This window comes from Desulfosporosinus metallidurans (assembly GCF_001936615.1).
Classification (GTDB): Bacteria; Bacillota; Desulfitobacteriia; order Desulfitobacteriales; family Desulfitobacteriaceae; genus Desulfosporosinus; species Desulfosporosinus metallidurans.
Genome location: NZ_MLBF01000060.1, coordinates 1 through 24,876, shown reverse-complemented (window position 1 = coordinate 24,876; position 24,876 = coordinate 1). Strand labels below are relative to the sequence as shown.

Annotated in this window: 22 protein-coding genes and 1 pseudogene; 20 read left to right on the top strand and 3 right to left on the bottom strand. The window is 42.5% G+C overall.

Annotated elements, in window-relative coordinates; all coding sequences use genetic code 11:
* Window positions 1–264: 264 nt before the first annotated feature.
* The 5 genes from DSOL_RS22230 (at window position 265) to DSOL_RS22210 (ending at window position 6,303) form a co-directional block, all read left to right on the top strand.
* Window positions 265–1,452 (top strand): C40 family peptidase, encoded by a 1,188-nt coding sequence (locus tag DSOL_RS22230; RefSeq protein ID WP_075366958.1) that lies wholly within the window; start codon window positions 265–267, stop codon window positions 1,450–1,452.
* A gap of 383 nt (window positions 1,453–1,835) precedes the next feature.
* Window positions 1,836–2,900, top strand: coding sequence for a butyrate kinase (gene buk, locus DSOL_RS22225; RefSeq protein WP_075366957.1), 1,065 nt, complete (start codon window positions 1,836–1,838; stop codon window positions 2,898–2,900).
* A 27-nt stretch (window positions 2,901–2,927) separates the two neighbouring features.
* Window positions 2,928–3,836: a bifunctional enoyl-CoA hydratase/phosphate acetyltransferase gene (locus DSOL_RS22220; RefSeq protein WP_075366956.1), complete on the top strand. Its 909-nt coding sequence runs from the start codon at window positions 2,928–2,930 to the stop codon at window positions 3,834–3,836.
* Between the two features lie 156 nt (window positions 3,837–3,992).
* On the top strand, window positions 3,993–5,729 hold the full coding sequence (iorA, locus tag DSOL_RS22215; protein ID WP_075366955.1) for an indolepyruvate ferredoxin oxidoreductase subunit alpha: 1,737 nt from the start codon (window positions 3,993–3,995) through the stop codon (window positions 5,727–5,729).
* Window positions 5,722–6,303 carry an indolepyruvate oxidoreductase subunit beta gene (locus DSOL_RS22210; protein WP_075366954.1) on the top strand — a complete coding sequence of 194 codons (582 nt, stop codon included), beginning with the start codon at window positions 5,722–5,724 and terminating at the stop codon, window positions 6,301–6,303. Before iorA ends, DSOL_RS22210 begins: the two co-directional genes overlap by 8 nt.
* Before the next feature lie 107 nt (window positions 6,304–6,410).
* Here the strand turns inward: DSOL_RS22210 and DSOL_RS22205 are convergent, their stop codons facing one another.
* Together DSOL_RS22205 and DSOL_RS22200 are read right to left on the bottom strand one after the other, a co-directional pair.
* Window positions 6,411–6,599: a type II toxin-antitoxin system antitoxin gene (locus DSOL_RS22205; RefSeq protein WP_075366953.1), complete on the bottom strand. Its 189-nt coding sequence runs from the start codon at window positions 6,597–6,599 to the stop codon at window positions 6,411–6,413.
* A 62-nt stretch (window positions 6,600–6,661) separates the two neighbouring features.
* Window positions 6,662–7,501, bottom strand: coding sequence for an SPFH domain-containing protein (locus tag DSOL_RS22200; protein ID WP_075366952.1), 840 nt, complete (start codon window positions 7,499–7,501; stop codon window positions 6,662–6,664).
* Window positions 7,502–7,707: 206 nt separating this feature from the next.
* On the opposite strand from DSOL_RS22200, the gene DSOL_RS22195 reads away from it, so the two are divergent.
* The 15 genes and pseudogenes from DSOL_RS22195 to mttB all read left to right on the top strand — a co-directional run bounded on the left by DSOL_RS22195 (window position 7,708) and on the right by mttB (window position 22,750).
* Window positions 7,708–8,577 carry an SDR family oxidoreductase gene (locus DSOL_RS22195; protein ID WP_075366951.1) on the top strand — a complete coding sequence of 290 codons (870 nt, stop codon included), beginning with the start codon at window positions 7,708–7,710 and terminating at the stop codon, window positions 8,575–8,577.
* A 273-nt stretch (window positions 8,578–8,850) separates the two neighbouring features.
* Window positions 8,851–9,834, top strand: coding sequence for a 4Fe-4S binding protein (locus DSOL_RS22190; RefSeq protein ID WP_075366950.1), 984 nt, complete (start codon window positions 8,851–8,853; stop codon window positions 9,832–9,834).
* A gap of 331 nt (window positions 9,835–10,165) precedes the next feature.
* Entirely contained in the window at window positions 10,166–10,468 is a 303-nt protein-coding gene (locus DSOL_RS22185; RefSeq protein ID WP_075366949.1) for a hypothetical protein, read from the top strand.
* The gene (locus DSOL_RS22180) at window positions 10,465–10,764 is read left to right on the top strand and encodes a hypothetical protein (RefSeq protein WP_235838956.1); all 300 of its coding nucleotides are present in this window, start codon (window positions 10,465–10,467) and stop codon (window positions 10,762–10,764) included. Before DSOL_RS22185 ends, DSOL_RS22180 begins: the two co-directional genes overlap by 4 nt.
* Window positions 10,765–10,909: 145 nt before the next feature.
* Entirely contained in the window at window positions 10,910–12,298 is a 1,389-nt protein-coding gene (locus DSOL_RS22175; RefSeq protein WP_075366948.1) for an APC family permease, read from the top strand.
* 29 nt (window positions 12,299–12,327) lie between these two features.
* Complete coding sequence (locus DSOL_RS22170; protein WP_075366947.1) at window positions 12,328–12,567, top strand: hypothetical protein; 240 nt, start codon at window positions 12,328–12,330, stop codon at window positions 12,565–12,567.
* 139 nt (window positions 12,568–12,706) lie between these two features.
* Window positions 12,707–13,942 carry a hypothetical protein gene (locus DSOL_RS22165; RefSeq protein ID WP_075366946.1) on the top strand — a complete coding sequence of 412 codons (1,236 nt, stop codon included), beginning with the start codon at window positions 12,707–12,709 and terminating at the stop codon, window positions 13,940–13,942.
* A gap of 494 nt (window positions 13,943–14,436) precedes the next feature.
* A complete protein-coding gene (gene pylSc, locus DSOL_RS22160; RefSeq protein WP_075366945.1) occupies window positions 14,437–15,270 on the top strand; it encodes a pyrrolysine--tRNA(Pyl) ligase large subunit in 834 nt (277 codons plus the stop codon).
* Between the two features lie 169 nt (window positions 15,271–15,439).
* On the top strand, window positions 15,440–16,390 hold the full coding sequence (locus DSOL_RS22155) for a choline/ethanolamine kinase family protein (protein WP_075366944.1): 951 nt from the start codon (window positions 15,440–15,442) through the stop codon (window positions 16,388–16,390).
* A gap of 318 nt (window positions 16,391–16,708) precedes the next feature.
* A complete protein-coding gene (gene pylB / locus DSOL_RS22150; protein WP_075366943.1) occupies window positions 16,709–17,794 on the top strand; it encodes a methylornithine synthase PylB in 1,086 nt (361 codons plus the stop codon).
* A gap of 34 nt (window positions 17,795–17,828) precedes the next feature.
* Complete coding sequence (pylC, locus tag DSOL_RS22145) at window positions 17,829–19,019, top strand: 3-methylornithine--L-lysine ligase PylC (RefSeq protein ID WP_075366942.1); 1,191 nt, start codon at window positions 17,829–17,831, stop codon at window positions 19,017–19,019.
* Between the two features lie 5 nt (window positions 19,020–19,024).
* On the top strand, window positions 19,025–19,843 hold the full coding sequence (gene pylD / locus DSOL_RS22140) for a 3-methylornithyl-N6-L-lysine dehydrogenase PylD (RefSeq protein WP_075366941.1): 819 nt from the start codon (window positions 19,025–19,027) through the stop codon (window positions 19,841–19,843).
* 77 nt (window positions 19,844–19,920) lie between these two features.
* The gene (pylSn, locus tag DSOL_RS22135) at window positions 19,921–20,250 is read left to right on the top strand and encodes a pyrrolysine--tRNA(Pyl) ligase small subunit (protein WP_075366940.1); all 330 of its coding nucleotides are present in this window, start codon (window positions 19,921–19,923) and stop codon (window positions 20,248–20,250) included.
* A gap of 204 nt (window positions 20,251–20,454) precedes the next feature.
* The gene (locus DSOL_RS22130) at window positions 20,455–21,099 is read left to right on the top strand and encodes a cobalamin B12-binding domain-containing protein (protein ID WP_075366939.1); all 645 of its coding nucleotides are present in this window, start codon (window positions 20,455–20,457) and stop codon (window positions 21,097–21,099) included.
* 163 nt (window positions 21,100–21,262) lie between these two features.
* Window positions 21,263–22,750: pseudogene (mttB, locus tag DSOL_RS29190) on the top strand ([trimethylamine--corrinoid protein] Co-methyltransferase).
* Window positions 22,751–22,822: 72 nt separating this feature from the next.
* On the opposite strand, the gene DSOL_RS22115 reads toward mttB, so the two are convergent.
* On the bottom strand, window positions 22,823–24,247 hold the full coding sequence (locus DSOL_RS22115; protein WP_075366937.1) for a sigma-54 interaction domain-containing protein: 1,425 nt from the start codon (window positions 24,245–24,247) through the stop codon (window positions 22,823–22,825).
* Window positions 24,248–24,876 lie beyond the last annotated feature (629 nt).

Here is a 24,876-nt window from a genome sequence, read left to right as displayed (position 1 = left end):
TTGCTGAACACTATCGAACCTTATCCATAGGCTAATTCAATTTCGCAGTGCATCCACATCAGTTATCGCGTTGAAATAGTCATTTCCTAGGTATTGCATTACATTTACGGTTTGGAAGCAGAAGAACCGTCCCTGCGCTTCCCCCATACAAAAATGCTAAGCGTTGGGTCCGCAAAGTGCATTCAAATTTCTACTGATTTACACAAGGAATTTCGGCATTTGTGGCGAATAATTATAGAAAAGAGTAATTAAGGGGTTAAGTTAATGAATAGGATATATTTTCTTAAGAAGACATCTTTAACCACGATCGTTGGAGTCATTCTTCTAGTCGCTTCAGTTATCCCCGTTCAAGCCGAAAATTTACAGCAACAACTAAATCAATCCCAGCAACAAGCTAATCAGATAGCAGGTACTTTAAATGCTCAAAATGACAAAGTATCGGCTGCTACGACTCAGGTATTAGCATTAAAGCAATCCGTTCAGGCTTTGAACAACAGTATTGCACGAGAACAAGTAACACTCACGGAAGAACAAAATCACCTTAAAGAGATGGAAACTCAACAACAGAAGCTTGAAACTCAGCGCCAGGAACACATAAAATCGTTAGGAAACTTTTTAAAAAGTAACTACGAAGATGGGATAACAACGTACTTAGCAGTGTTGTTTGAAGCAACAAGTGTATCCGATTTTATCGACCGTGCGGACAAGATTCAGGCGATTGTGGGCACCTATAGTAAACTTCAAAAAGACATTGCAGTATTGAATGCAAGTATGGACAATCAAAAAGTACTCATAAAACAAAATCAGGACACAATACAAGCAGCTATACAGGATAAAGTTCAAACACAACAAGCAGTTCAACAAACCTTGGATAAGCAACAAGCCGTCTTGGATCAATTAAGTTCAGAGCAAAGAGCAACGCTAAATACATCTCTTGTTGCCCAAGCGAAAGTTAGCCGAATACAAAGATTGATTCAACTTCAAGAACTCGAGGCCGCCAACGCTGCAAATGAGAGCAGTTCTGGATCAAGTTCACGTGGAGCTGATTCTAGCGGTGTTGCAGGTACTGTCAATGTTTCAGGTGGAGCCAAACAGATTCTTAGTTTCGCGGCTCGGTTTTTAGGCACACCCTATGTTTGGGGAGGCACGACCTCGTCACCTGGATTTGACTGTTCAGGGTATGTTCAATACGTGTATCGGAATGCTGGCATATCGTTAAGTCGAACTTCGGAACAGCAGTTTCAAAATGGAGTTTCTGTCTCACGGGCAGAATTGAAGCCTGGGGATTTGGTATTTTTTCACACTTACTCTGGTGGGGCTTCTCACGTAGGAATTTACGTCGGCAATAACACGATGATTAATTCATCATCGGGTGGTGTATCTTACGATGACATGACAGACTCCTACTGGGGATCCCGCTATCTTGGAGCTCGTCGTGTCGTAGCATCTTAATGAATGAGATAAAAGGCGTCCTTCGAAAGTGAGGAACGTCTTCTTCTTTTATATCGCAATAAAGTATAATTTTCTGATGGTAGGAATCAATTTTCATTGCCGAATTGCCTCAAGACAATAGGCGAGATGTTGTTGATCCTAATTACACTCTGCTATCGGATAATTGGAGCCAGAGTAACGAACCATAGACTCACTTATTTCTTCGAATTTTATGATATAATTTGAGCATGCGTTTTTTTGAGATATTTCGACATTAACTCAAAACCTAAACTTTATATATCAAATCCATGCTTGGTTAGCCCAAGTCAATGCTTGAAGGACTCTAATGCTTCGGAAAGTGACCGAAGGAACTACGAGCAGGGTGAGTGATAAGGGGGATGTGTTTGAAAGTACTCGCCATTAATCCAGGTTCAACGTCAACAAAAATCGCGGACTACGAAAATGAAACTTGCCTTTGGAAACAAGGAATTGATCATCCATCCAGTGAAATTAATGTTTTTTCTCGAGTGGGAGATCAATATGAATATCGCATCGCACTGGTTTTAAAGACGCTCGAAGAAAAAGGGACATCACTAGAAGAGTTTGATGCCGTTGTAGGACGGGGCGGCATGCTCAAGCCTTTAGTCGGAGGGACCTACTTAGTGGATGACTATCTTGTTAATATCTTGCAGGATGCACCTGGAGGGGAACATGCTTCTAATCTTGGAGGTATTATGGCCTATCATTTGGGACAACGCATTCATGTTCCAGCCTATATTGTGGACCCAGTGACTGTAGACGAGATGGACCCTGTGGCACGTCTTTCCGGGCTTCCGGAATTACCTCGTTTAAGCCAATCACACGCTTTAAATATGAAGGCGGTTGCCCGAAAAGTGGCCCATCAGATGGGGAAAGCATATCAGGATGTGAACTTAATTGTAGTTCACTTAGGCGGGGGAATTTCCGTGGCCCCGCACTGTAAAGGAAAAATGATTGATGTGAATAACGCCAATAATGAGGGCCCTTATTCAGTCGAACGTTGTGGGACATTGCCTGTCTATCAACTCGTCAAACTTTGCTATTCAGGGAAGTATTCGGAGAAAGAAGTGCTCACTAAAATTCTTAAAGAAGGTGGTATGTTCGCATACCTTGGGACAAAAGATGCACGGGAAGCAGAAGAACGCATCCTTAAAGGCGACCTGACAGCAAAGCTTGTATTAGAAGGCCTATGTTATCAGGTTGCTAAGGAAATTGGTGCGATGGCCACCGTATTGGCGGGAGAAGTCGATCGTATCATATTAACTGGGGGACTCGCTTATTCGGAATTTATAGTTCGTGAGATCATTCAAAGGGTGTCGTTCATAGCTCAAGTTATTGTATCCCCGGGGGAAGAAGAGATGACAGCATTGGCTCTAGGTGCTTTAAGAGTCCTTCGTGGCGAAGAGAAAGCGATGACCTATGAGGCCTAGCAGAAGTCAATGAAGGGGGTGCCCAGAATGCGCTTTAGTGGATTTGAGTCCCTAGTTGATAGGGCAAAAAGCTTGGGACGGGCAAAGGTTGCCGTAGCCGCTGCCGCAGATAAAGAAGTCTTGGAAGCCATTAAGTTAGCAGAAGAAGAAGGATTGATCACCCCTGTTCTTGTTGGCGATATTGAACAGATAAAATGCTTATCCCAAGAAATTGGGTTAGACTTAGAAGGATCAGAGTTGATTCATGAAACTAACCCTCTGGCAGCTGCGAATAAGGCTATTGATGCTGTAATAGACGGTCAAGCGCATTTTTTAATGAAAGGTCTTATTAATAGCTCGGATTTTTTACGAGCGGTATTGCGACCTGAACGTGGACTGCGAACCGGGCGATTACTCAGTCACTTGGCAGCATTCCAAGTTCCCGGGTTTACCCGTTTGCTATTTGTCACCGACGGCGGAATGAATATTGCTCCGGACTTAGAGCAAAAAATAGAAATTTTACAGAATAGTCTGTTGTATTTGAAGGGTATTGGGATGGATCCGGTGAATATTATAGTTTTAGCTGCGAATGAAGTGGTGAACCCTAAAATACCTTCCACCATGGATGCCCAGGCACTGGCTGAGATGAGTCAAGCAGGGGAATTCCCTGGTGCAATCGTCGAAGGTCCTTTGGCTCTTGATGGAGCAGTGAGTGCGGTTGCCTTAAAACATAAGGGGATTGCCAGTCAGATCAACGGAGATGTCGATCTGTTTTTGGTGCCAACTATTGAAGTTGGAAATGTATTGGGAAAATCTATGGTTTACTTTGCAGGGGCGACGATGGCGGGAATTGTACTTGGAGCGCAGGTTCCCATTGTCTTGACGTCGAGAAATGATACCCCGAGGAGTAAGTTCATGGCATTGACTATGGCCGCACTCAATCGAACAATATCATAAATTGAAACTATTGCTTTTTTGACATAAGTGAAACATAGCTAAATAAAGAACCTACTGGCCTCTTTACAGTTTTCTATTTTCTGAGTTAAAATGCTTACAAGGACTAACATTAGAAAAATTTTGCTCATTTCCACTGAGGGGGGAGACAAAAAAGGCATGAAAACATTAATGACAGGCAATGAGGCAATTGCTCGGGGTGCCTATGAATATGGTGTCAGCGTTGCTGCAGCCTATCCCGGCACACCAAGCACGGAGATCCTCGAAAATATTGTAAAATACCCAGAAGTTTATTGTCAGTGGTCGCCTAATGAAAAGGTAGCAATGGAAGTAGGCATTGGCGCAGCTATCGCCGGTGCTCGTGTCATTACTGCCATGAAAATGGTAGGTGTAAATGTAGCTGCCGATCCACTTTTCACCGTAGCTTACACCGGAATCCGTGCTGGCTTAGTCTTGGTATCAGCAGATGATCCTGGTATGCACTCCTCACAAAACGAGCAGGACAATAGACTATACGCAGCGTTTGCCAAGATACCTCTGTTAGAACCCTCGAACTCCCAGGAGGCCAAAGACATGGTTGGCTTGGCTTTGGAAATTTCTGAAACCTTTGATACCCCAGTTATGATACGGATTACGACACGGATAGCTCACTCTCAAAGTTTAGTAGAGCTAAATGATCCCCTTGAACGACTTGTTAAGACCTATGAACGAAACCCACGCAAATACGTCATGCTTCCAGGGAATGGGCGTGCCCGGCGTCTGGTGGTGGAAGAAAGGATGCTTAAACTAGCTGAGTATTCCGAAACGGTAGCCGTCAATAAGATGGAGCTGCAAGACCAGTCCATTGGTATTATCACCTCAGGGATTTCCTATCAATATGTCAAAGAAGCTCTTCCCACTGCTTCCATTCTCAAATTAGGATTAACTAATCCCTTACCGTCAGGCTTAATCAAAGAGTTCGCTGCCAAAGTAGATAAACTTTATGTTGTCGAGGAATTAGAACCCTATATAGAAAAGGAAGTTCGCCTTTTGGGCATCAACGTCATAGGGAAAGAACTCTTCCCTCCTTACGGCGAACTTTCCGTTCGTATGGTATCGGAAAAGATCAGCGGCCAACCCGGAATAACGGTAGCCCCAGCCTTTGACTCTCCGATTCGTCCACCAGTCATGTGCCCTGGTTGCCCACACCGCGGAGTATTTTACACCCTAAAACAACTTAAACTCGTTGTTTCGGGTGATATTGGCTGTTACACTCTGGGAGCGATGGCTCCACTCGAAGCAATCGATACTACTATCTGCATGGGGGCCTCAATATCCGCAGGCTTAGGAATGATTAAGGCCCATCCAGAAATGGCCGAAAATATGGTCGCTGTGATTGGAGACTCAACCTTTCTACATTCGGGTATTACCGGACTAATGGATGTCGTTTATAATGGTGGAAATTTAACTACGATCATCCTAGATAACTCCATAACAGCCATGACAGGGCACCAGGATAACCCGTCTACAGGCAAGACTCTCATGGGTCAGCCAGCTCCTCAAGTCGACTTTGTCGCCTTGTGCAGGGCCTTGGGAGTAAAACGAATTACGGAGGTCGATCCTTTTGACCTAGAAACAGTTAAAGAAATTATCAAGACTGAAGTAGCCGTTCCCGAACCATCAGTGATCATTGCCCGGCGTCCTTGTGCTCTTATTATCAAAAATACTGAAAAACCTCTCCAAGTCCAAGACTGCAAAGGCTGCAAAATGTGCTTAAAACTTGGTTGTCCAGCACTCTCCTTTGATGAAGAAAACAAAACAGCCCAAGTTGACCAAGCCCTATGTACAGGGTGTGGATTATGTATTAATGTGTGTAAATTTAATGCCTTGCGAAAGTCCGGTGATGATAATGTCTAAAATAATTAATGTTTTACTCGTGGGAGTCGGTGGTCAAGGAACAATTTTGGCCTCCAAAATTTTAACCCATGCCGCTATAGCTCAGGGTTACGAAGTCAAAATGTCAGAAATCCACGGTATGGCCCAGCGAGGTGGATCAGTAGTAACTCAAGTTCGTATGGGAGAAGACGTTTACTCTCCAGTCATCGAACCTGGAGACGCTGACTTTATCGTTGCATTCGAGCAGTTAGAAGCTTATCGGTGGGCTCACTTCTTAAAAAAAGACGGCGTCTTAATCGTTAACACTCAAAAGATTGTACCATTAACGGTACTCATTGGAGCCGCAACTTACCCAGAGAGTATCCTTGCCGAGCTCAAAGGGCGAGTTGAGCGTTTTATCGAATTGGACGGATTAAAATTAGCTTCCGAAGTTGGTAATGCCAAAGCCACGAATGTAGTGCTAATGGGGGTCCTCTCTAAGTATATGGATTTCCCTGAGGATTCCTGGCAAAATGCCCTTGTGGCAAGGATCCCCGCCAAGTTGCTGGAATTAAATAAGAAAGCCTTTGCCTCTGGGGTTGCCGAGGCAAAGTGAACTCGTTCAACTAAGCAAGCCCGTGAACTCATGTAAGTTCACGGGCTTTTCGAATGTATTTGACTTCCATGCCGTTTAAAATGACACAATAAGTGTAGAAATATTATTTACTTAATAGGAACATCAGATTCTTCAGGACCGACTGGGTCCTTCAAACGTCCCGCATGTCGGGCCGCTTCTCTAAGCAAAAACTCAATGTGTGCATTGGTACTTCGAAATTCATCCGCCGCCCAACGTTCTAGAGCGGCATAAAGTTTGGGATCGAGTCGTAAGGGAAATTGTTTTTTAGTTGCCATAATTTATCCACATCCAATTTATTTAGCAGCAGTCTTTGGCTTAGATTAAATGGGCGTGCGTTTTAATACATGGTTCCAGTATTAATAACTGGTTGGACTGCACGTTCAGAAACGATAGATACTAGGAGATTATTGACCATGGTGGCTTTGCGCTCTTCGTCGAGTGTAACCACACCATCTTTTTCGATTCTCTCGATCGCCAACTGTACCATTCCCACAGCACCCTCTACAATGATTTGACGAGCAGAGAGGATGGCGGAAGCCTGTTGCCTCTGAAGCATCGCGCCTGCAATTTCAGTGGCGTAGGCTAAATGGGTAAGGCGGGTTTCAGTGACTTCAACACCTGCTAATATAAGACGTTGTTGAAGTTCATTCATCAATTCAGAAGATACCTCTTCTGGGTTACCTCTTAGAGAAAGGCCAGTTCCTTCAAAGTTGTCATATGCGTAACGGGTTGCCACGTGTCGCAACGCGGTTTCGCTTTGAATTTCTACGAATTGCTCATATTTCTCGACATCAAAGATTGCCTTAGCAGTATCTACTACCTTAAAGACGACTACCGCAGCAATCTCAACAGGATTGCCTTCAATATCATTGACCTTAAGGGTTTTGCTGTTGAAATTACGTACTCGTAAAGAAATTCCCTTACGAACCGCTAATGGAACACTTAACCACAGGCCAGGTTTGCGTATCGTACCGAGATAACTCCCGAAAAAAACCATTGCATACGCCTTATTGGGTTGAACCACTAATATGCCGCTTCCGAGAATAATGGCCAGAATAAGGAGAGGAATACCTGCCATGTTTTCTTGAACAAGCAAGGCAATTCCGCCGATCAAGAGGGCAAGCATCAAGATCAGGGCAAGATAACCGTTCACAGCCCACGCTTTCTTTTCGATCATTATCAATACAACCTCCTTCAGATTTGGCAATTTAGATAGTTATTGATTTTAGTCACATCAAACTGATACCGATATGATATCATTTTAATATTAATTAGTAAAGAGAGGCCCTGGAAAAAGAATAGGTGTATAAACTAGGAAAAAAGGTCATTTTATTAGGGAGAGTGGCGCATTGTTTTAACCAAGTTCAGAAAGGGTGAAAGTAAATGACTCAAACAAAAATTCCCCAGCCTACGTTTCCGGCTCAACACCAAGACCAACAACCGGGCTTGGAATCGCGGATGAATCCAAAACCTATTGCCGAAGATACAGCGTATTTAGGAAACGCAAAGTTAAAAGCAAAAGTTGCAATTATCACTGGGGGGGATAGTGGAATCGGTCGCGCAGTGTCGCTTGCCTACGCTAAGGAGGGGGCAGATGTTGTGGTGGTCTATTTGTGTGAAGATGACGATGCTCATGCGACTAAAGCGCGTGTCGAGCAATTGGGGCAACGTTGCCTGGTGCTGGCAGGGGACATAGGTGAAGAAGCCTTCTGTCTAAACGTGGTCAACCAAACGCTTAAGGCTTTTGGAAGAATTGATATTCTAGTCAACAATGCTGGAGAACAACATCCGCAAAATAGTTTGCTCGATATCACGAGTGAACAACTTGAAAGAACCTTTCGTACCAATATATTTGGATATTTTTACTTAACTAAAGCAGCTCTGCCCCATCTTACATCAGGAAGCGCTATTATCAATACCACTTCAATTACGGCATATGAAGGACATGATCAGCTCATTGATTATTCAGCGAGTAAAGGGGCTATAGTATCGTTTACTCGATCACTTTCAGAATCACTCTGCAAACTTGGGATTCGTGTCAACGGAGTTGCTCCGGGCCCGATCTGGACTCCTTTAATTCCTTCGACCTTTCAAGCAGATCATGTCGCGACGTTTGGCAGCACAACCCCTATGCAACGTGCGGGTCAACCCAATGAATTAGCACCGGCCTATGTGTTTTTAGCTTCAGGGGAATCCTCTTATATGTCGGGACAGATCCTACATATCAATGGGGGGACTATTATTAACGGCTAAAAATCAATGGCGATTTGTAATTGTAGGTAGTTTGATTATAGAGCTAGTAAAGCAAACTTGTTGATACAGTGGTCAGAGGTTACCGAAATTAGAAGTATAGGAGGCGGGACGTTAGTGTAAAAGTACTAATGTCCTGTTATTTTATGGACTAGTTCCCCAAAAAGTTTCTAGCCATAATTGTGATTATACTCACATCAATGGGATATAGTTATCATTTATAATAGTAAGCATTGGGAGCACCTTACTGTCAATCGTTGAAAAGAGGGATACGATATGTTTACACGACTGAAAAAACATGTTTCATTCAGACATGTGGTTCAAAGTTTGTTTGCTATAATTGTTATGTATATCGGCATAACATTTGTAATATTTATCAACCAAGTAGCTGGTAATTCCTTGACTAAGTTAAGTCGACCGGCCGGGGTCGAGGGATTTTTGCCGATCAGTGCTTTAGTTGGGCTAAAAGCGTGGATTGCAACCGGAAACTTCGACCCTATTCATCCCGCCGGTTTGGTGATTTTGCTAACAGCCATCATAGTGTCACTGTTCCTTAAAAGGTCCTTTTGCTCTTGGATCTGCCCAATAGGTACCCTGTCCGAAGGATTAGCTAAGATAGGTAAAGTAGTATTTGGGCGAAATTACACGATTACAAAAGGGTTGGATTATTTCCTTCGCTCGCTGAAATATCTAATTTTAGTCTTTTTCGTTACGATCATCTTTTTCGGAATGAGTGGGGCAGATGCTGCAGCATTCGTGCAAACGCCTTACAATATGGTGTCAGACATCCAAATGCTCCGTTTCTTTCAACATTTAAGTGTCTTTGGGATAACGGTTATTGGTCTTCTTGTTTTACTGTCGCTACTCTATGAGAATTTTTGGTGTCGTTATCTGTGTCCTTACGGTGGACTTTTGGGCCTCGTAAGTCTACTCAGTCCATTTAAGGTTACGCGCAATCAAACGACTTGTATTCAGTGTGGACGATGTACGAAAAGTTGTCCAAGCCAAATTCTCGTTGAACAGGCTGAGCGGGTCTGGTCTCCAGAGTGCACGGGTTGCTTAAATTGCGTGCAGCAATGTCCAGTTAAAAATACGTTGACCTTTACGGTGTCAAAACGGCAGCGTCGTTCTCTTTCTCCACGGAGCATCGCAATTGGTTTACTTGTAATGTGGACCTTGTTTATAGCCATTGCCAAATGGACGGGACATTGGGAGACAAGTATGACAATGGAGATGTATAGAGCACTTTTTACAAGGTAAATAATGTAACTATGTTTTGAGCCTCTTGCTTAATTTATAGCAAGAGGTTTTCTTTATGGCTAAAGCGTATGTTTGTAGTTATGTACCCTCGGAGCGTACTCCTAGTAAGTCGCTAATGACTCATTTTACGTTATGGGCAAGAGTTAAAAGTTCGTCAATTCAACAGGAGAAAATAACGAAAGTTCAGATTTCCTTATACCAGAGGGGTTAAAAAGTTTTTTGCGAGAAATTATGGTGTAAAAGCAATAAATTATTACTTTGGCATAGAAATTGCAACTTATTTAATAGTGAGTAATAGTACGAATTAGTTTGAGTTGTGAGGTGATAATGGATGGAGTTTGATCGAGAAAAAATCAATAAACTGTATTGGCAAGATACTGGACTTGTTTCTCTTTTTATTGTTTTTGTGTGGGCGGTTTTAGGTTTCGTTTTAATGAGTGTTAGCAGTTTGGCTCCCAGCGAATTCATACGGGATGTGGCTTTGACCGCAGGGTCAGTTGCCGGGATTTTTGTGACGAGTGCTTTAGTAGCCGTTTTAGTGCACATAAAGAAGAACCGGATTAGCCTATACAGCGAGGAATTACAGCAAATCGCTAGGCAAAATGAAGCACTGGGAAAGGGGATTGCGAATTGAACGTTGCCGATCAGCGTAAGAAGACTAAAAATAATCTTTGGGTTGAAATCTTTGACGTTATGTTTATTATGGTGCTTTGCTTCGTTATTTTGCTTACGACAATGTTGATGCGTGGGAAAGTTCTCGTAGGTTCGGGTTCAACGGGTAGGATTGACTATTCCTTTAATTTGCCGATTTTCCTCATGCTTGTCTTAGCCTTGGGAATTTATATGTTTTATGTACTATCTAGATCGAATAAGGAACTTAAATCCATGATTAGATATCTCTATGATGAGACTCGGCAAAAAGTGAGTTAATACTAAAATTCCAAAATGGGGGAGTATAAGTGAATTTATGGTCGCTAATGAACTGGGTTGCCTGGGGGTTATCGGGAATCTTATTTTTAATCATGGCGCAAGATTTTATCAAGGTTGAAATAAACAGGAGAGGGGGAGGCAAGCCTTGACTGATTCGGCGACGTTTCAATATAAGGAAGAACAGCATCTTTCTAAAGTTTTAGGACCGATGCATATTTGGGCTTTAGGCGTAGGGATTGTCCTTGTTGGGGAATTTATGGGCTGGAACTTTACAGTTGCTAAGGGAGGGTCACTTGGCGCCATAATAGCTTGCTGGGTCATTGGAATACTATATATTTCGCTCGTCATGATTAACACTGAGATAGGCTCAGTCATTCCTGAAGCAGGTGGTCAATACGCTATGGCCAAATATCTGCTTGGCCCATTGGCAGCGTTTAACGTAGGATTAATGCTGGTTTTTGAATATGTTATGCTTGAAGCAGCGGACGCTCTGGTGGTTGGTGCGATTTTGCAGTCTGTTAATCCGGCAATACAAAGTTTGCCCTATGTAATTTTAACGTTATTATTATTAACGTATCTCAATTATCGGGGAGTTTATGCGACATTAACTCTTAATTTCTTTATTACAGCCATTGCTTTCGTGACAATTTTTGTGCTTTTGTTTTCCACATACTTTTATATTCCCTCACAAACTATTCTCAGACTTTCAGAATTAACCAACGGCTTACCCTATGGCTGGATTGGGGTCGTCGCAGCACTCCAGTTTGGAATTTGGTTTTTCTTGGGCATTGAAGGAACTGCATTAGCAGCTGAGGAATGTCGTTCAACCGCACGCTCACTTCCCATGGGTACGCTGATTGGAATGGTGACATTGCTTGTTGGAGCAACCGTAACTTGGTTTGTTTGTTCCGGTTTAGTGGAGGCTGGTACTCTTGGTGGATCTGTTTATCCCCTTTATGAGGCTGCCTTGTCAACGAAAATGTCCGGAGTTATCGTTGTAATGTTCATTGGTACGATTCTAGCATGTATGGCGAGCGCTAATGGGTGCATCAATGATGCAAGCAGGGCCTGGTTTTCGATGTCTAGAGATACCTTGATTCCCAGCGCCTTTTCTGCAGTCCACCCAAAGTATAAAACTCCTTATCGGGCCATCTTGTTCCTGCTGCCGATCTCGATGGCGTTTGGTTTTACGGGACTTTTGGATCAAGTCATTACTTTTTCGATTTTATCGGCATTGCTGGTCTATTTATTTATGGCCTATATGATGTTTAAATTTCGAAAGATGTATCCAATGGATGCAATCGAACGTGGCTATGTTGCTCCCTGGCACCCATTTCCAGCCATCATATTACTTGTGCTGACTTTAACGACTTTGGCCGGAATGTACTTTGGCTATTGGGTCAATCTATTGGCTGGTTTGCTATTTTACTTCTTAGCTTCTTTTTGGTTTACCTTGCATCGTTATAAATTTGTCGATACAAAAGCTTTCCTTAAAGCTGGAACGACTCGTTGGCCAAGGCCGCGAGGATACTAAATATTAAGTAATAATGGAGGAGGGTTAGCATGCCTGCATGGTTTCCAGTAGTAGCAGCGGTCATAGTACCTGGCTCAGGCTATGTCTTATTATCTCGCCCAATGCGTGGATTGGTGATGCTCTTCTGGATGTTTATTTTTGGATATATTACTTTACAACTATCCTCAAGCCATGTTTCTTTGATTGGAAGGTTTTCCGGAGGAATCGCTGTTTGGGCTATTTCAGTCCTTGAGGTATATCGGATAACACATAAGAAAACCAGTTTGTAGGTTTTTTTAAGAAGCTTTTTTGCACCCTATTTCTCCTATTTTCCAACAATATTAGTGACCGAATTTTTGGAATATTCAATTGACAGTTGCCAATTATATTGGTATGCTTTTGGTATTAAAAAATAGAGGAGGAATGTCAATGTCAGAACAAAACTCGCATGCTCGCTGGGGGCAACCGTTAACTGGTATTATTGCAACGGTTTCTTTTTTCCTTATCGCACTAATAACATGGTTCATTTTTGCGTCTCCCCAAGGAATTTTTAAGTTCTATGAACATCCTATGATTGAATTCTTAGCCTGGATGATTTTGTTTGGAGCCTGGCAACATATCGTTTTCGGAAATTGGCCTTTCGAGAAGCTTAAACCGGTGACTCGAGGAATAGTGATGACTGGGGTTAATATCGTAGCGTCCTATGTAATTATTTATGGTGTCTTTCAGGGCTTCCTTGGAAAAGTTATACTTCCGTTATGGAGTGTTCATGCTTTAGAGGCACGTGGTTTGTCCGAAGAACTTGCCAAAGAATATGCTGGTGGGGCAATTGTTATGTTTGTATTGATGGGCTTCGTCACCTATACATTCTGGTCAATTCTCTTCAAAAAATGGCCTTGGGGAGGGAAACTAACCCAGCCAGCCTTGGGTTTGGCAGAGTGGGGGCTTACAACAGTCATTACACTTTTGGCGTATGGAATGCTTATTTACCCCTTTTATGTTGCTGTGGTTTTTAAACAACCTTTAGCAGCCCAAGCTCCTTGGTGGGGGATAATTGATGGAGTTTCGCACCTGAACTATGTCGTTGGGATTTGGGAATGGATGGTCGTATACCTTTTCATGACAGCAAATGTATGGTCCGGAAAGCCGTTTCATCTTGTAAAAAAACAACCTTGGAGTGGGTTGTTTGGATTAGTTTCCATCATTATAATGGCCTACGTGACTGTCAAGATTTTAATGCTTGGAATGGGTGCAGTATGGGGTGCTGTGGATCCGAAGTCTGCTGACGGACCAACGTCCTTGGCATGGCGCTATTATCATACCGCCTCAATTGCTGGCTTTACTCTATTTCCGTTTTTGGTCTGGAATCATTATTTTGGCAATTGGCCTCAGAAATGGGGAAGTGTTGTTGGGTGGTTCGTTCGTACGATTATTGTTTTCGCCCTTGGTGCGGCACAGTATTTAGCTTATTACATGGTGTGCCTACCTTTCTTTGGACTAAAGCCTGAACTTTCTAATCATGTTAACAAACCCTTGGTTTGGCTATTCTGGTCGATTATCCCGCTGCTCTTCAACGATTGGTTTATGGAGAAAGTCCCTTTCTTCAAGTCAACAGCTCAACCAATAAACGTAGGTGACTCAAAGAGCGTATCGAACTCGAAATAGATCCAGAGAAGTCTAATTAACCGTGCTACTTGATTTGACCGGGTGTAGAATGTTTTATATGTTCTACCCGGTCTTTTGTTTGCCCATCATGACCGCAACTAGTTCTTAAAGCATGCCAATAAGTTGATAGTGACTGAATGGAGTCCCCTTTGACTTGATGTTAGAGAAGAATACTCGTATATTCCATTGTTTAGATCACAGTGAACCATGTGAGCAATAAGCTCAACTAACTTTAAAATTCTGCTCAAAATCTAGATAGAGTCGTAGTCGAGCTCATATTATGGAGTAGTCCTAGTTAGATTAAATTTGAAGGGACCGAAGGTTAGCATGCATTCGTGCGGTTGGCACAGAATTTGCATAATAATCAGAAAGAGCTTTACTTAAGCAGTAATTGCACATGGGGGGTAGATCGGATTGATCGCGTGGACTCTAAATCCGCGTAGGCGGGTGAAACTCCCGTACTCCTCGCCAATAAATTCAGGGGGTAAGCGGAATTGGATATCTCATGGACGCTAATCCAAAAACAGAGATTACATGAACTTAATGCCAATGAAACGCAGCAAGGGATGTGTTTTGAGTCTCAGGAAGACCGAAACCGGGCCTTTCAGGAACTGGAGCATCAATTAGTAGTCAAAGGAAAACTCCGGTTGCAAGAGCTACGAGAGATTAAGAAACGTCCCTCTTTATGTATACTCGAACAGCAACTCGTTGAAGCTCTGACCCAGAAGGGATTCGTCCAGGTTGTCACACCGACAATCATATCAAAAGGATCCTTGGCTAAAATGTCGGTTTCAAATGAACACCCGCTCTTTTCCCAAGTGTTCTGGCTTGATAACAAGCGGTGTTTGCGTCCGATGTTGGCGCCGAATCTATATACATTATGGAAAGACTTATTACGTCTGTGGGAAAAACCGATTCGCATCTTTGAAATCGGGACGTGTTATCGGAAAGAGTCCCAGGGTGCCCTGCATTTGAATGAGTTTACTATGCTTAATTTAACAGAGTTGGGGTTACCAGAAGACCAAAGACAGCAAAGATTGGAAGAACTTGCAACCTTGGTCATGGATACCGTTGGCATTACCGATTATCAGCTTGAAATGACCAACTCAGTAGTTTATGGCGATGCCTTAGACGTGGTAAAGGGTATTGAGTTAGGGTCGAGCGCCATGGGGCCCCATTTTCTTGATGATCAGTGGGGAATTATTGATCCCTGGGTGGGGATTGGATTTGGTTTGGAGCGCCTGCTCATGATAAAGGAAGAAACTCAAAACGTTCAAAGCGTGGGTAGGAGTCTTAGCTATCTTGATGGGGTACGCTTAAATATCTAGGGAAAAACCTTTTTGTACCAGTCAGAAAGAATAAGTTTTGGACAACTAAGGCGACCGCCTTCGCTAAGGCTCGGCGCTAGCCAAGTTTTCTTTAAATGAAAGCGTGTCAATAAATTATCATCTGAGTAGTTAAATTAAGAACCTGAATTGATTGGAGGAATATTTGTTGATGTATGAACAAGTTATGATTGAACCCTCAATTTCATTGGAGACGATCGCGAGACTCTATAAACTAATTAGCGAGATTCCTTTCTTTGAGAATGCAAAGATTAGTGTGATTGAAGTTTTGCCTGGAGGGCTAACGAACAGTAACTACAAAGTGACGATTAATGATGTGACTTATGCTGTACGGCTTGCCGGAGCCGGAACGATGGAGTATTTAAACCGCCCAGCAGAAAAACATAATGCGCAGGTCATGGCCGATCTCGGTATTAGTGCTCTCATTATTTATTATGACGAAACGACTGGGAATCAGGTCTGTAAATATATCGATGATAGCAAAACTTTACACATTAAAGATTTTAAAGAAGAGCACTATCTCAGCATGGCTGCTCATGTTTTTAGAAATTATCATGAGAGCAAAAAAGTATTCATTTCTGAATTTAATCCCTTAAAAGAGATAGATACTTATATAAGCTTATTGGCTGAAAAAAACTTTGAATTCTACGAAGGCGCAGAAACAATGCGAAAGAAAATTGAGGACATTAGAGAAGTGTTTAGTACTAATCCACCTTCACTCGCGCCTTGTCATAATGATCCGCTTTGCGAAAACTGGTTGGATGACAAAAAGAATTTCTACCTTATTGACTGGGAGTATGGTGGCATGAATGATCCTTTGTTCGATTTGGGAGCCCTAGCCATTGAATCTGAGCTCACTGACGAGCAAGAACGCTTCTTTCTGACGGAATATTTTGGAGGAGAGCTAACAGAAAAACAACTAGGATCTCTGATTATCAATAAGTTCCTGTGCGACGCTTTGTGGGCTTATTGGGCTGTCCTTCAAATTGCGATGGGTAAATCACGTGAAGAGTATTGGCCGTATGGATTAAACCGATTCAATCGGGCTTATGCTTTAGTCCACAATGGAAGTCTAGATCGAGCTCTTGAATCAAACAAATAAATTAGTTTACAATTAGAAAAGGTTTGGTGAAGTTATGGCACCAAGCCTCTTTTTTTGGGCATGTTGAAATGCGTTATTGACTTAAGTCGATAATGACTTGATAGAGTTTCACTCGACTTGAAAAGACCTTAATTTCCTCTACAAGTGAGTGCTAGAGATTCACCAAAGGTAGGGATGTTGAGAATATTATGAATGGTCTTTCCTGATGTTAAGGGACTTTCGGGGATTCAGGTTAAGATTCATCGAAAGATAGGCAAATATTCATAAGCTGGCATGGAAATTGCAATTATAACTCTTTAATTGCTGGATTTGAGCTAAATGAAAAAAGAAGGTGACTTTGTGGCATTGGATCTAGCACCAACGAACTTAGACAGGATACTGGAAAAAGCAATCCAAGAGATTCCGTTAGTTAGAGAGGAACTCTTGTTTTTGCTAAGGCTATCAGAGGAAAATGACCTTTCAAAAGTTTTTGAAGCAGCTAGGTTTTTACGCACTCGCTACTTTAAGGACAGAGTCTTTATCTACGGTTTCGTATATTTTTCGACCCATTGTCGTAATGATTGCGCGTTTTGTTTATATCGGAGGTCAAATCACTCTTTAGAACGTTATCGAAAAACCGACTCGGAAATCATGGAGACTGCTTTGAGCCTCGTAGAATCTGGAGTTCACTTGTTGGATTTAACGATGGGAGAAGATCCACTTTATTTTGAAACCGGATTTGAGCCTTTAGTAAAAACGGTGGAGGCTATTAAAGAAAACACAAATATTCCAATTATGATTTCCACGGGTGTTGTTTCCGAGGAGGTTCTCGGGAGATTCAAAAAGGCTGGCGCTGATTGGTATGCTTGTTATCAAGAAACTCACACCCCTGACCTTTATCGTAAACTCAGGCGGGGTCAAAGCTATGATGAACGTATGGAACGAAAAAGGGCTGCCCGTAAGATGGGTTTCCTGATTGAGGAAGGTTTGCTCACTGGTGTGGGGGATACGGATGAAGACTTGGTTAATTCTCTGGAAGAAATGAAAAGTCTTGAGGCCGACCAAATTCGGGTCATGAGTTTTGTTCCACAGAAAGATACGCCTATGCAGGATTTCCCGACTATACCCCGCTTAAGGGAGTTACTACTTATTGCAGTGATGCGTTTAGTTTTTCCGGATCGCTTGATTCCCGCTTCACTGGATGTCGATGGCTTAAATGGTTTGGCAGAGCGCCTCAATTCAGGGGCTAACGTCGTAACCTCGATCATCCCTCCTCAATCCGGTCTGGCTGGCGTATCTAATCATTCGCTCGATATCGCAGACGGAAACAGGACGGTTGGTAAAATAATCCCGTTATTGAAACAAAGTGGGCTGGTTCCGGCAACCCGGTATGACTATGCGGAGTGGATCCAGCGGCGTCAATAACATTTCATGGTAGGTATTTGAAAGGGGCATTGGCATGCGGGTAGCAATTGTTGGGGGTAAGCTTCAAGGAGTCGAAGCGACCTATTTGGCAAAAAAAGCTGGATGGGAAGTTATCCTTGTTGATAAGAATGCTTGGGTTCCTGCAGCAGAACTTTGCGATCAATTATACTCTCTTGATGTCACCAAGGTCGTGGAGTGGATTCCGTTTTTAAAAGGGATTGATTTAATTATTCCTGCGCTGGAGAATCAGGAAGCCTTGGATAGCCTTGTGAGAAGTGCACATTATGCCAGTGTTCCCTTGTTATTTGATGGGGATGCCTACTCTATTTCTTCCTCCAAACTTAGTTCCAACGAAATGTTTGCACGTACTGGAGTTCCGGCACCTATCCCTTGGCCAGAATGCGGTTTTCCAATTATCGTTAAGCCTTCTAGGGCAAGCGGAAGTGAAGGGGTCTATAAAGTAAAAAGTGCCTATGAATTTCAGCAGTTGTTTGAAAAGGGTTTAACTGACTGGGTTATCGAAGAGTATTTGGACGGTCCATCTTATTCGTTAGAGGTCATCGGTTTTGCGGGAGTTTATAAGGTGTTGCAAATCACGGAACTCCAAATGGATGAAGTTTATGATTGCAAACGTGTTGTAGGTTCTGCAGTTCTATCAGACAAACTCAAGGAAGAATTCGAGGAGATCGGGTTGAATTTGGCCCGAAGTCTGAAGCTGAACGGGATTATGGATATTGAGACTATTTTGCATCAGGGTCAGTTAAAAGTCTTAGAAATTGATGCTCGACTTCCTAGTCAAACCCCAATTGCAGTCTATCATACAACGGGAGTAAACATGTTGGAAATCCTAGGTCAGGCTTTTGTTCAAGGTAAGCTATGGCAAGAATTTGAGGTCAAAGAGATGCGGGGTGTGATTCTCGAACATATCCATGTTTTTGACGACAGCCTCGAGATTTCCGGTGAACATATTATGAAGGATGCCGGTCCGCTCCATCTTTATGAGGATTTTTTCGGAGCAGACGAAGTGCTTACTAACTACATTCCAGGTAAAACAGAGTGGGTTGCAACTCTGATCATCAGCGGGGTTAACAGTCAAGCAGCGTGGGGAAAACGATGCAGTGTCATTCACGAGATCAGGAATGAATGGGGGATCCGGCATTACTTTGATAAATGTCCGGTAAACGAAGACCACGATAAGGTTCTAAGAAGCGCTTCAGGGAGTTGATCGTTTTGACACGACTTAAAGAGGATGATGTTAACGAAATAGCCACTTCGATGGTGGATTATGATACCGAATTAGTAAGAAGGACAGGGTCTTCTTTAAAGGGAATAGCTGCTAATGCGGTTGGCCGGGAGTTAAGTGCACTCTACAATCAACAGCCGCAAGTAGCCGTGATCCCGATGACCTGTGGGCAAGGAATTATTAATGGTTTTGTGGAGTCTGTGGCTAGCATTATAAGCTATCTCGGCTTTAATACTGTTGTTACAGAAAGCCGGGATGCAGGTGGTGTGGCTGAAGCCGTGCAAAATGGTGCGGATATTTTGTTCATGGCGGATGATGATCGTTTTGTAGCACTTAATATTAAAACAGGGAAGGTCTCTGACAATGGAGAAGCCACTGGCAAGGGATATGTCGCCGGACTTGAGCGTATGTGCAAGGGTTTGAGGGATAAAAAGGTGTTATTGATAGGTGCTGGTCCGGTAGGCAACGGAGCAGCTTTAGCCCTTGCAAGGTTTGGGGCAGTGGTTTCCGTTTATGATATAAATTTACCGTCAAGTCAACGATTAACAGGAGAGCTAGGTAAACAAGGTTATGCCGTAACGATAGAAACTGACTTGGAAGAAGCTTTATCAAGACATCGTATTTTGCTGGATGCTTGCCCTGCGGGAGATATTATTAAGTCGAAGCATATCGCAGAGGATACGATGATTGCAGCTCCTGGGATTCCGCTAGGGGTGCAAGAGGATGACGTTAAACTACTCTCAGAACGACTGCTTCATGACCCCTTACAAATCGGAGTAGCCACCATGCTTTTTGACGTCTTATAACTACTCGGATTTTTGCTCCTGACTTTGTGAATTTTCACTTGAATCTTTGGTCGATTGTTGGATTGGAGTTGAAATAGATGGCAATAGATTCGGCGAGTAAAAAGCGTTATTATCGTAAGAATGTAGATTTTTTTAAATTTGTAGAAAAACTTAAGTTATGGCCTTCAAGAAGTGGGACTCTACATGGCATCAAAAGCATGACAATCAGAGGAAATACAGCGGAGATTGTTACGCATTGCAATGAAACGTTCCAGATTTACAATTCAAGGCATAGCCGAGCGGCGCGTTGCCTTCGAAATAAATTGTTTTTTCGCGCCTGCGGAACCTGTAAAATTCCAGGGTGGAAGTTAGAAAAATACTCAGAAACTTATGTTAATCAAAACTACGGATCCCGTCTGAAGAGTTAACTAGGCTCTAATTCATTGTAAGTGGTCTATCAATCCATAATTATAGCTAACAAATGCGATAATGCTTGTTTTTATTCTAAAGATGGAAAAATCAAGCTTTATTATAAGACCTTTATTCCGTTTCTAAGGTAGGTTATCGGGGTAAGGGGACTAACTCGGATTTCAGGTATGAACTTATAATTAAGAAAGAGGAGGAATTTAGTAATGGCTAACTATGCGGATCTTGCACAAAGTGTTATTACGGGTCAGAAGGATCAAGTAAGGGATCAAGTCAATAGTCTTTTGGCAGAAGGGAAAAACCCCTTGGAAATTGTCAATCAGGGTCTAATTGAAGGGATGAATGTTGTAGGTGTTCGTTTCAAGGCGGGGGATATGTATGTTCCTGAGGTCCTCATGTCAGCTAAGAGTATGAGTGGTGGACTTGAGATTGTTAAACCTTTAATTGCTGCTGCGGAGCAAAAAAGCAAAGGGAAAATTGTGCTCGGAACTGTGAAGGGTGACCTTCATGACATCGGCAAAAACCTTGTCGGTATGCTGATTGAAAGTGGCGGGCTCGAAGTTATTAATATGGGTGTGGATGTCTCTGCCGATGACTTTATTGATGCTGTTATTGAGCATAAGCCCGATATCCTAGCCTTATCAGCCCTTTTGACTACCACGATGCCAGCTATGCGAGACATCATCGAATATTTGGAAGACGAGGGTCTTAGAGACCAAGTTAAGGTTATTATCGGTGGGGCACCTGTTTCAAGAGAATACGCTGAAACCATTGGGGCGGACGGTTATGCTCCAGATGCAGGGTCTGCAGTTGAGCTTTGCAAGAAAATCATGTCAGATAAGCAAGCGTAAGTCATTCTTTGGGGTTTAAGTTGAGTTACTTCGACTCAGACCTGCCTTTTTAAGGAGGTGACGATGGTTTTAGTTCGGATGAACGTTTAAAAGCGAGTTATTCTAAAAATACTTGGAGGTGATTCATTTGACAGTCAGAGGTATACACGCCGGTTCCGCTCGTATGGACGGCATCGGACTGAATATGTTTACCGAAGATGAGCTGTATGACGTCCATTTAGCCACATTGGACGTTCTATGGGACATTGGGGTAAGAGTTGAAAGTGAAGAGGCACGGGAAATCTTCTATAGTAACGGATGTACCGTCAACCGGGAAACGAATATCGTGAAAATTCCTGCATTCCTTGTTGAAGATGCTATTCGTTCGATTCCTAAGACGTTTAGAGCATGTGGGAGAAAGCGAGAAAACGACTGGCTCAATGAAGGAAATCGGACCGGATTTGTCAACTTTGGGGAAGCTATTCGCATGATTGACCCCTATACGAAGCAGCTTAGAAAACCTTTCAAAAAAGACGTGGATGATGTAACACGTTTCTGCGAAGCCATGGATCAGATTGTTGTCTACGAAAGAGCTTTGGGGCCCTCCGAAGTTGATCCGGATGTTTCCCAAGTTCATATTGCCGAATCGTTCTACAAATATTCGACAAAGCATGCCTATATTGGGATGAATCGTCCTGAAAATATGCGTGCTGCAGCTAAAATGGGATATGTTGTTTCCGGTGGGGAAGATAAATTCCGCGAAAGACCTCTTTTCTCACAAAGTACAGACCCTGTCGCACCTCTAGTCCATGCTAAAGGAGCAACTGATACTCTTCTTCAAGCGATCCGCTTGGGAGTTCCGGCAAAGATTAATTCCATGGGGCTTGCTGGGGGCACAACTTGTGTAAATCTAGCAAGTACTTTGGTCACGCATAATGCCGAAATTCTGAGTATGTTTGTTTTGGGACAACTTGAAAAGAGAGGGTATCCGATGGTCTACGGAACTTCCACGACCATGATGGACTTGAGAACAACTGTGGCTTGCGTGGGAACTCCGGAACTCGCTCTCTTCAGTGCGGCTTGTGCTAAGCTTTCCCAATTCTATAATATACCCGTCTGGGTGGCCGGTGGATAGACGGATAGCAAAGTACCGGATGCCCAAGCGGCCCATGAGTTTACCCTGACCGCCTTATTACCAGCGTTAGCAGGCGCTAACATGATATATGGTCTGGGGATGCTCGAAGGTGGCCTGACTTGGGACTATGCTCAAATGGTTATGCAAAATGAAATGGCTCGTATGATTATGCATACCATAAAGGGAATTCCGATTAGTGATGAGAAAATGGCATTGGAAGTTGTCCGTTCGGTAGGTATCGGCGGAGAATTCATTAGCTGTGATCACACTTACGCGAATTACAAAGAGCTTTCTAAAACAGAATTGCTGAATCGTCAAAATAGAGAGAACTGGGAGACGGCTGGCAGTAAGGATATTGTCGAAACCTCCTATGAAAAATCTATTGATATTCTTGAAAACTACGAGAACCAGAACCCCCTTCCAGAAGATATCCAACGCCAGTTGAGAGATATTGTGTTAGAAGCAGAAGCAGAAACAACTGAAATCAAGGCGAAGGAAAAAGAAGCTAGACGGAGACCTAGAAAGCCCAAATTCTAAAGAGTCCAAGTATTTTACACAAGTTTAGGAGCTGGTGCATGCACCAGCTCCTTTGCGATTTAATAATGCGATTTACTCGATCTTTTTTAGTTCGTTTTCTTGACCAGGGAAATATTTTCTGATCAGACGACTCGCTTTACTTTGACTAATATCGAGTGTCTTCGCCACTTCATAAGAACTGCCTAATTCTTTATAGGCTTGTAAGATTAAATTCTTTTCTACATGACTTACGGCATCATCAAGGGAAAGTGAATGAGTCGAGATGGTCGGAATTGAGGTTAAATGAGGTTCTGCAGTGGTGTGAAAAGAATGGGGGAGGTCAAATTCATCAATGATAGTTGCCTGTGTTACGACCGTTAAGCGTTCAATAATATTTTCCAGTTCCCGGACATTCCCCGGCCAAGAGTATTGCATAAATAAATCATAACATCTCTGGCTAAATTGATGATTAAATTTATATTTTTTATTAAACTTTTGAAGGATAAAGTCTGCTAAAGGGATAATTTCCTCTTTACGATCCCTTAGGGGGGGGAGTGTTAGCTCGAAAATATTTAGACGATAATACAAATCTTCTCGGAAATCGCCCTTCTTGATCATCTCTTGCAAGTTTCGGTTTGTTGCAGCGATAATTCGGCAATTGACTTGCTGTAACTCGCGTCCTCCTACTTTAAAGTATTGATTTTCATGGAGAACCTGTAAAAGTTTCGCTTGCATACGTGGAGAAAGTTCTGCAATTTCGTCTAAGAAAAGGGTTCCATCATTAGCTAATTCAATTAAACCAATGTTTCCCTTGACATTGGCCCCAGTAAAAGCTCCTTTTGAGTAGCCGAACATTTCGGCCTCCATGAGTTCTGAAGGTATTGAAGCACAGTTAACTGTTATAAAAGGGCCATCCTTGCGAGGGCTGTTATTGTGGATATATTTAGCCATATGCCCTTTGCCGGAACCAGATTCGCCTAATAGTAATACCGTTGAATCCACGGGTGCAATGCGTTTGACTAGTTCTATAAGAGATTCCATTTTGTCGCTTTGGCAGAAAAAGTCGGGAATGTTCGTTTCTAACTTGCGAAGGACGGCCACTTCCTTTTTATAGCGTTTTAATAATTGTGTACTCTTTTCTAATTCGTGTTTTATTCCTTCAGACTCAGTAACATCCCTAGAATTTTCTATGATCAGCTCAATGTTACCATCCGAGTCGAAGACAGGAGTAGCTGTTGTTAGCAAGGTTTTACCCGTGCATGTTTCTTGTTCGAGCGTGATGCTCATCTTTTTATCAATCGCAATGGGACTGATTCGGGGGCCCCAATATTTCTTTTCTGAGATCTCCCTCGATTTCTTCCCAATGATTTCAGAGGCTTTTACACCATAATGTTTTTCACTGGCGTTATTCACATATACGACGATTCCCATGGCATTAGTAACATAGATTTCATCGTGGGAATTATCTAAGATTTTTTTTAATGTTTCAAAATCCAGCTCTACCTTATCCATATTCATTCATGAATACCCCCTCATATCGTATGGTGTCGGGATGGCTTTTTGAAGATGAGCTTATCATTACTGTGTATGTGAACCTATTAAATCATTTATGACTTATCTGCTTCTTATTTTCGTTCTTGTTGAGTAAAAAACCTCTTTAATTTTACTGATTCACATAAATATTCTAAAACATTTGTTCTTAATGGTCAATTCGACATTTTATGACGAAAGCCCAAAATCTTACAAGGATAGATTTGACTTACATGAAGTCAATGTTGACTCATTATAACAAGAATCCAGCTTGAAATCTCGCATTATCGGAAGATTCTTTAAGAAAGAATGGATTTTCCGGTGGCATGATTTTTGCAATATAGAAACAAATGAACTTAATAGTGAGGAGAGGAGTTTACGTTTTGAAAGCCAGGTAAAGAACGCTTTAGGAAATCTTTTATGAGAGATGCAAATCTTTAGCTTAGTTGAAGTGTATTGAGTCTTGGACATACCGAATATTGCCGTTGACATGCTGGCTCGTGAGTTATAAGGTGAAATAAGTGGCTCTAAAATGGGCTACTTTGAATCAACAATGTATTCTTATAGATAAAAAAACAAAACGGTGAAAGGAGACTAAGAAAATGGCTACAAGAGAA

What these genes read in the sequence shown, in the direction of transcription:
- DSOL_RS22185 (WP_075366949.1), top strand. Translation starts at nt 10,166, where the DNA reads ATGGAGTTTGATCGAGAAAAAATCAATAAACTGTATTGGCAAGATACT.
- DSOL_RS22230 (WP_075366958.1), top strand. Translation starts at nt 265, where the DNA reads ATGAATAGGATATATTTTCTTAAGAAGACATCTTTAACCACGATCGTT.
- DSOL_RS22210 (WP_075366954.1), top strand. Translation starts at nt 5,722, where the DNA reads ATGTCTAAAATAATTAATGTTTTACTCGTGGGAGTCGGTGGTCAAGGA.
- DSOL_RS22190 (WP_075366950.1), top strand. Translation starts at nt 8,851, where the DNA reads ATGTTTACACGACTGAAAAAACATGTTTCATTCAGACATGTGGTTCAA.
- pylC (WP_075366942.1), top strand. Translation starts at nt 17,829, where the DNA reads ATGCGGGTAGCAATTGTTGGGGGTAAGCTTCAAGGAGTCGAAGCGACC.
- pylSn (WP_075366940.1), top strand. Translation starts at nt 19,921, where the DNA reads ATGGCAATAGATTCGGCGAGTAAAAAGCGTTATTATCGTAAGAATGTA.
- DSOL_RS22130 (WP_075366939.1), top strand. Translation starts at nt 20,455, where the DNA reads ATGGCTAACTATGCGGATCTTGCACAAAGTGTTATTACGGGTCAGAAG.
- DSOL_RS22165 (WP_075366946.1), top strand. Translation starts at nt 12,707, where the DNA reads ATGTCAGAACAAAACTCGCATGCTCGCTGGGGGCAACCGTTAACTGGT.
- DSOL_RS22220 (WP_075366956.1), top strand. Translation starts at nt 2,928, where the DNA reads ATGCGCTTTAGTGGATTTGAGTCCCTAGTTGATAGGGCAAAAAGCTTG.
- DSOL_RS22170 (WP_075366947.1), top strand. Translation starts at nt 12,328, where the DNA reads ATGCCTGCATGGTTTCCAGTAGTAGCAGCGGTCATAGTACCTGGCTCA.
- DSOL_RS22115 (WP_075366937.1), bottom strand. Translation starts at nt 24,247, where the DNA reads ATGAATATGGATAAGGTAGAGCTGGATTTTGAAACATTAAAAAAAATC.
- DSOL_RS22195 (WP_075366951.1), top strand. Translation starts at nt 7,708, where the DNA reads ATGACTCAAACAAAAATTCCCCAGCCTACGTTTCCGGCTCAACACCAA.
- DSOL_RS22155 (WP_075366944.1), top strand. Translation starts at nt 15,440, where the DNA reads ATGTATGAACAAGTTATGATTGAACCCTCAATTTCATTGGAGACGATC.
- DSOL_RS22200 (WP_075366952.1), bottom strand. Translation starts at nt 7,501, where the DNA reads ATGATCGAAAAGAAAGCGTGGGCTGTGAACGGTTATCTTGCCCTGATC.
- pylB (WP_075366943.1), top strand. Translation starts at nt 16,709, where the DNA reads ATGAAAAAAGAAGGTGACTTTGTGGCATTGGATCTAGCACCAACGAAC.
- DSOL_RS22205 (WP_075366953.1), bottom strand. Translation starts at nt 6,599, where the DNA reads ATGGCAACTAAAAAACAATTTCCCTTACGACTCGATCCCAAACTTTAT.
- iorA (WP_075366955.1), top strand. Translation starts at nt 3,993, where the DNA reads ATGAAAACATTAATGACAGGCAATGAGGCAATTGCTCGGGGTGCCTAT.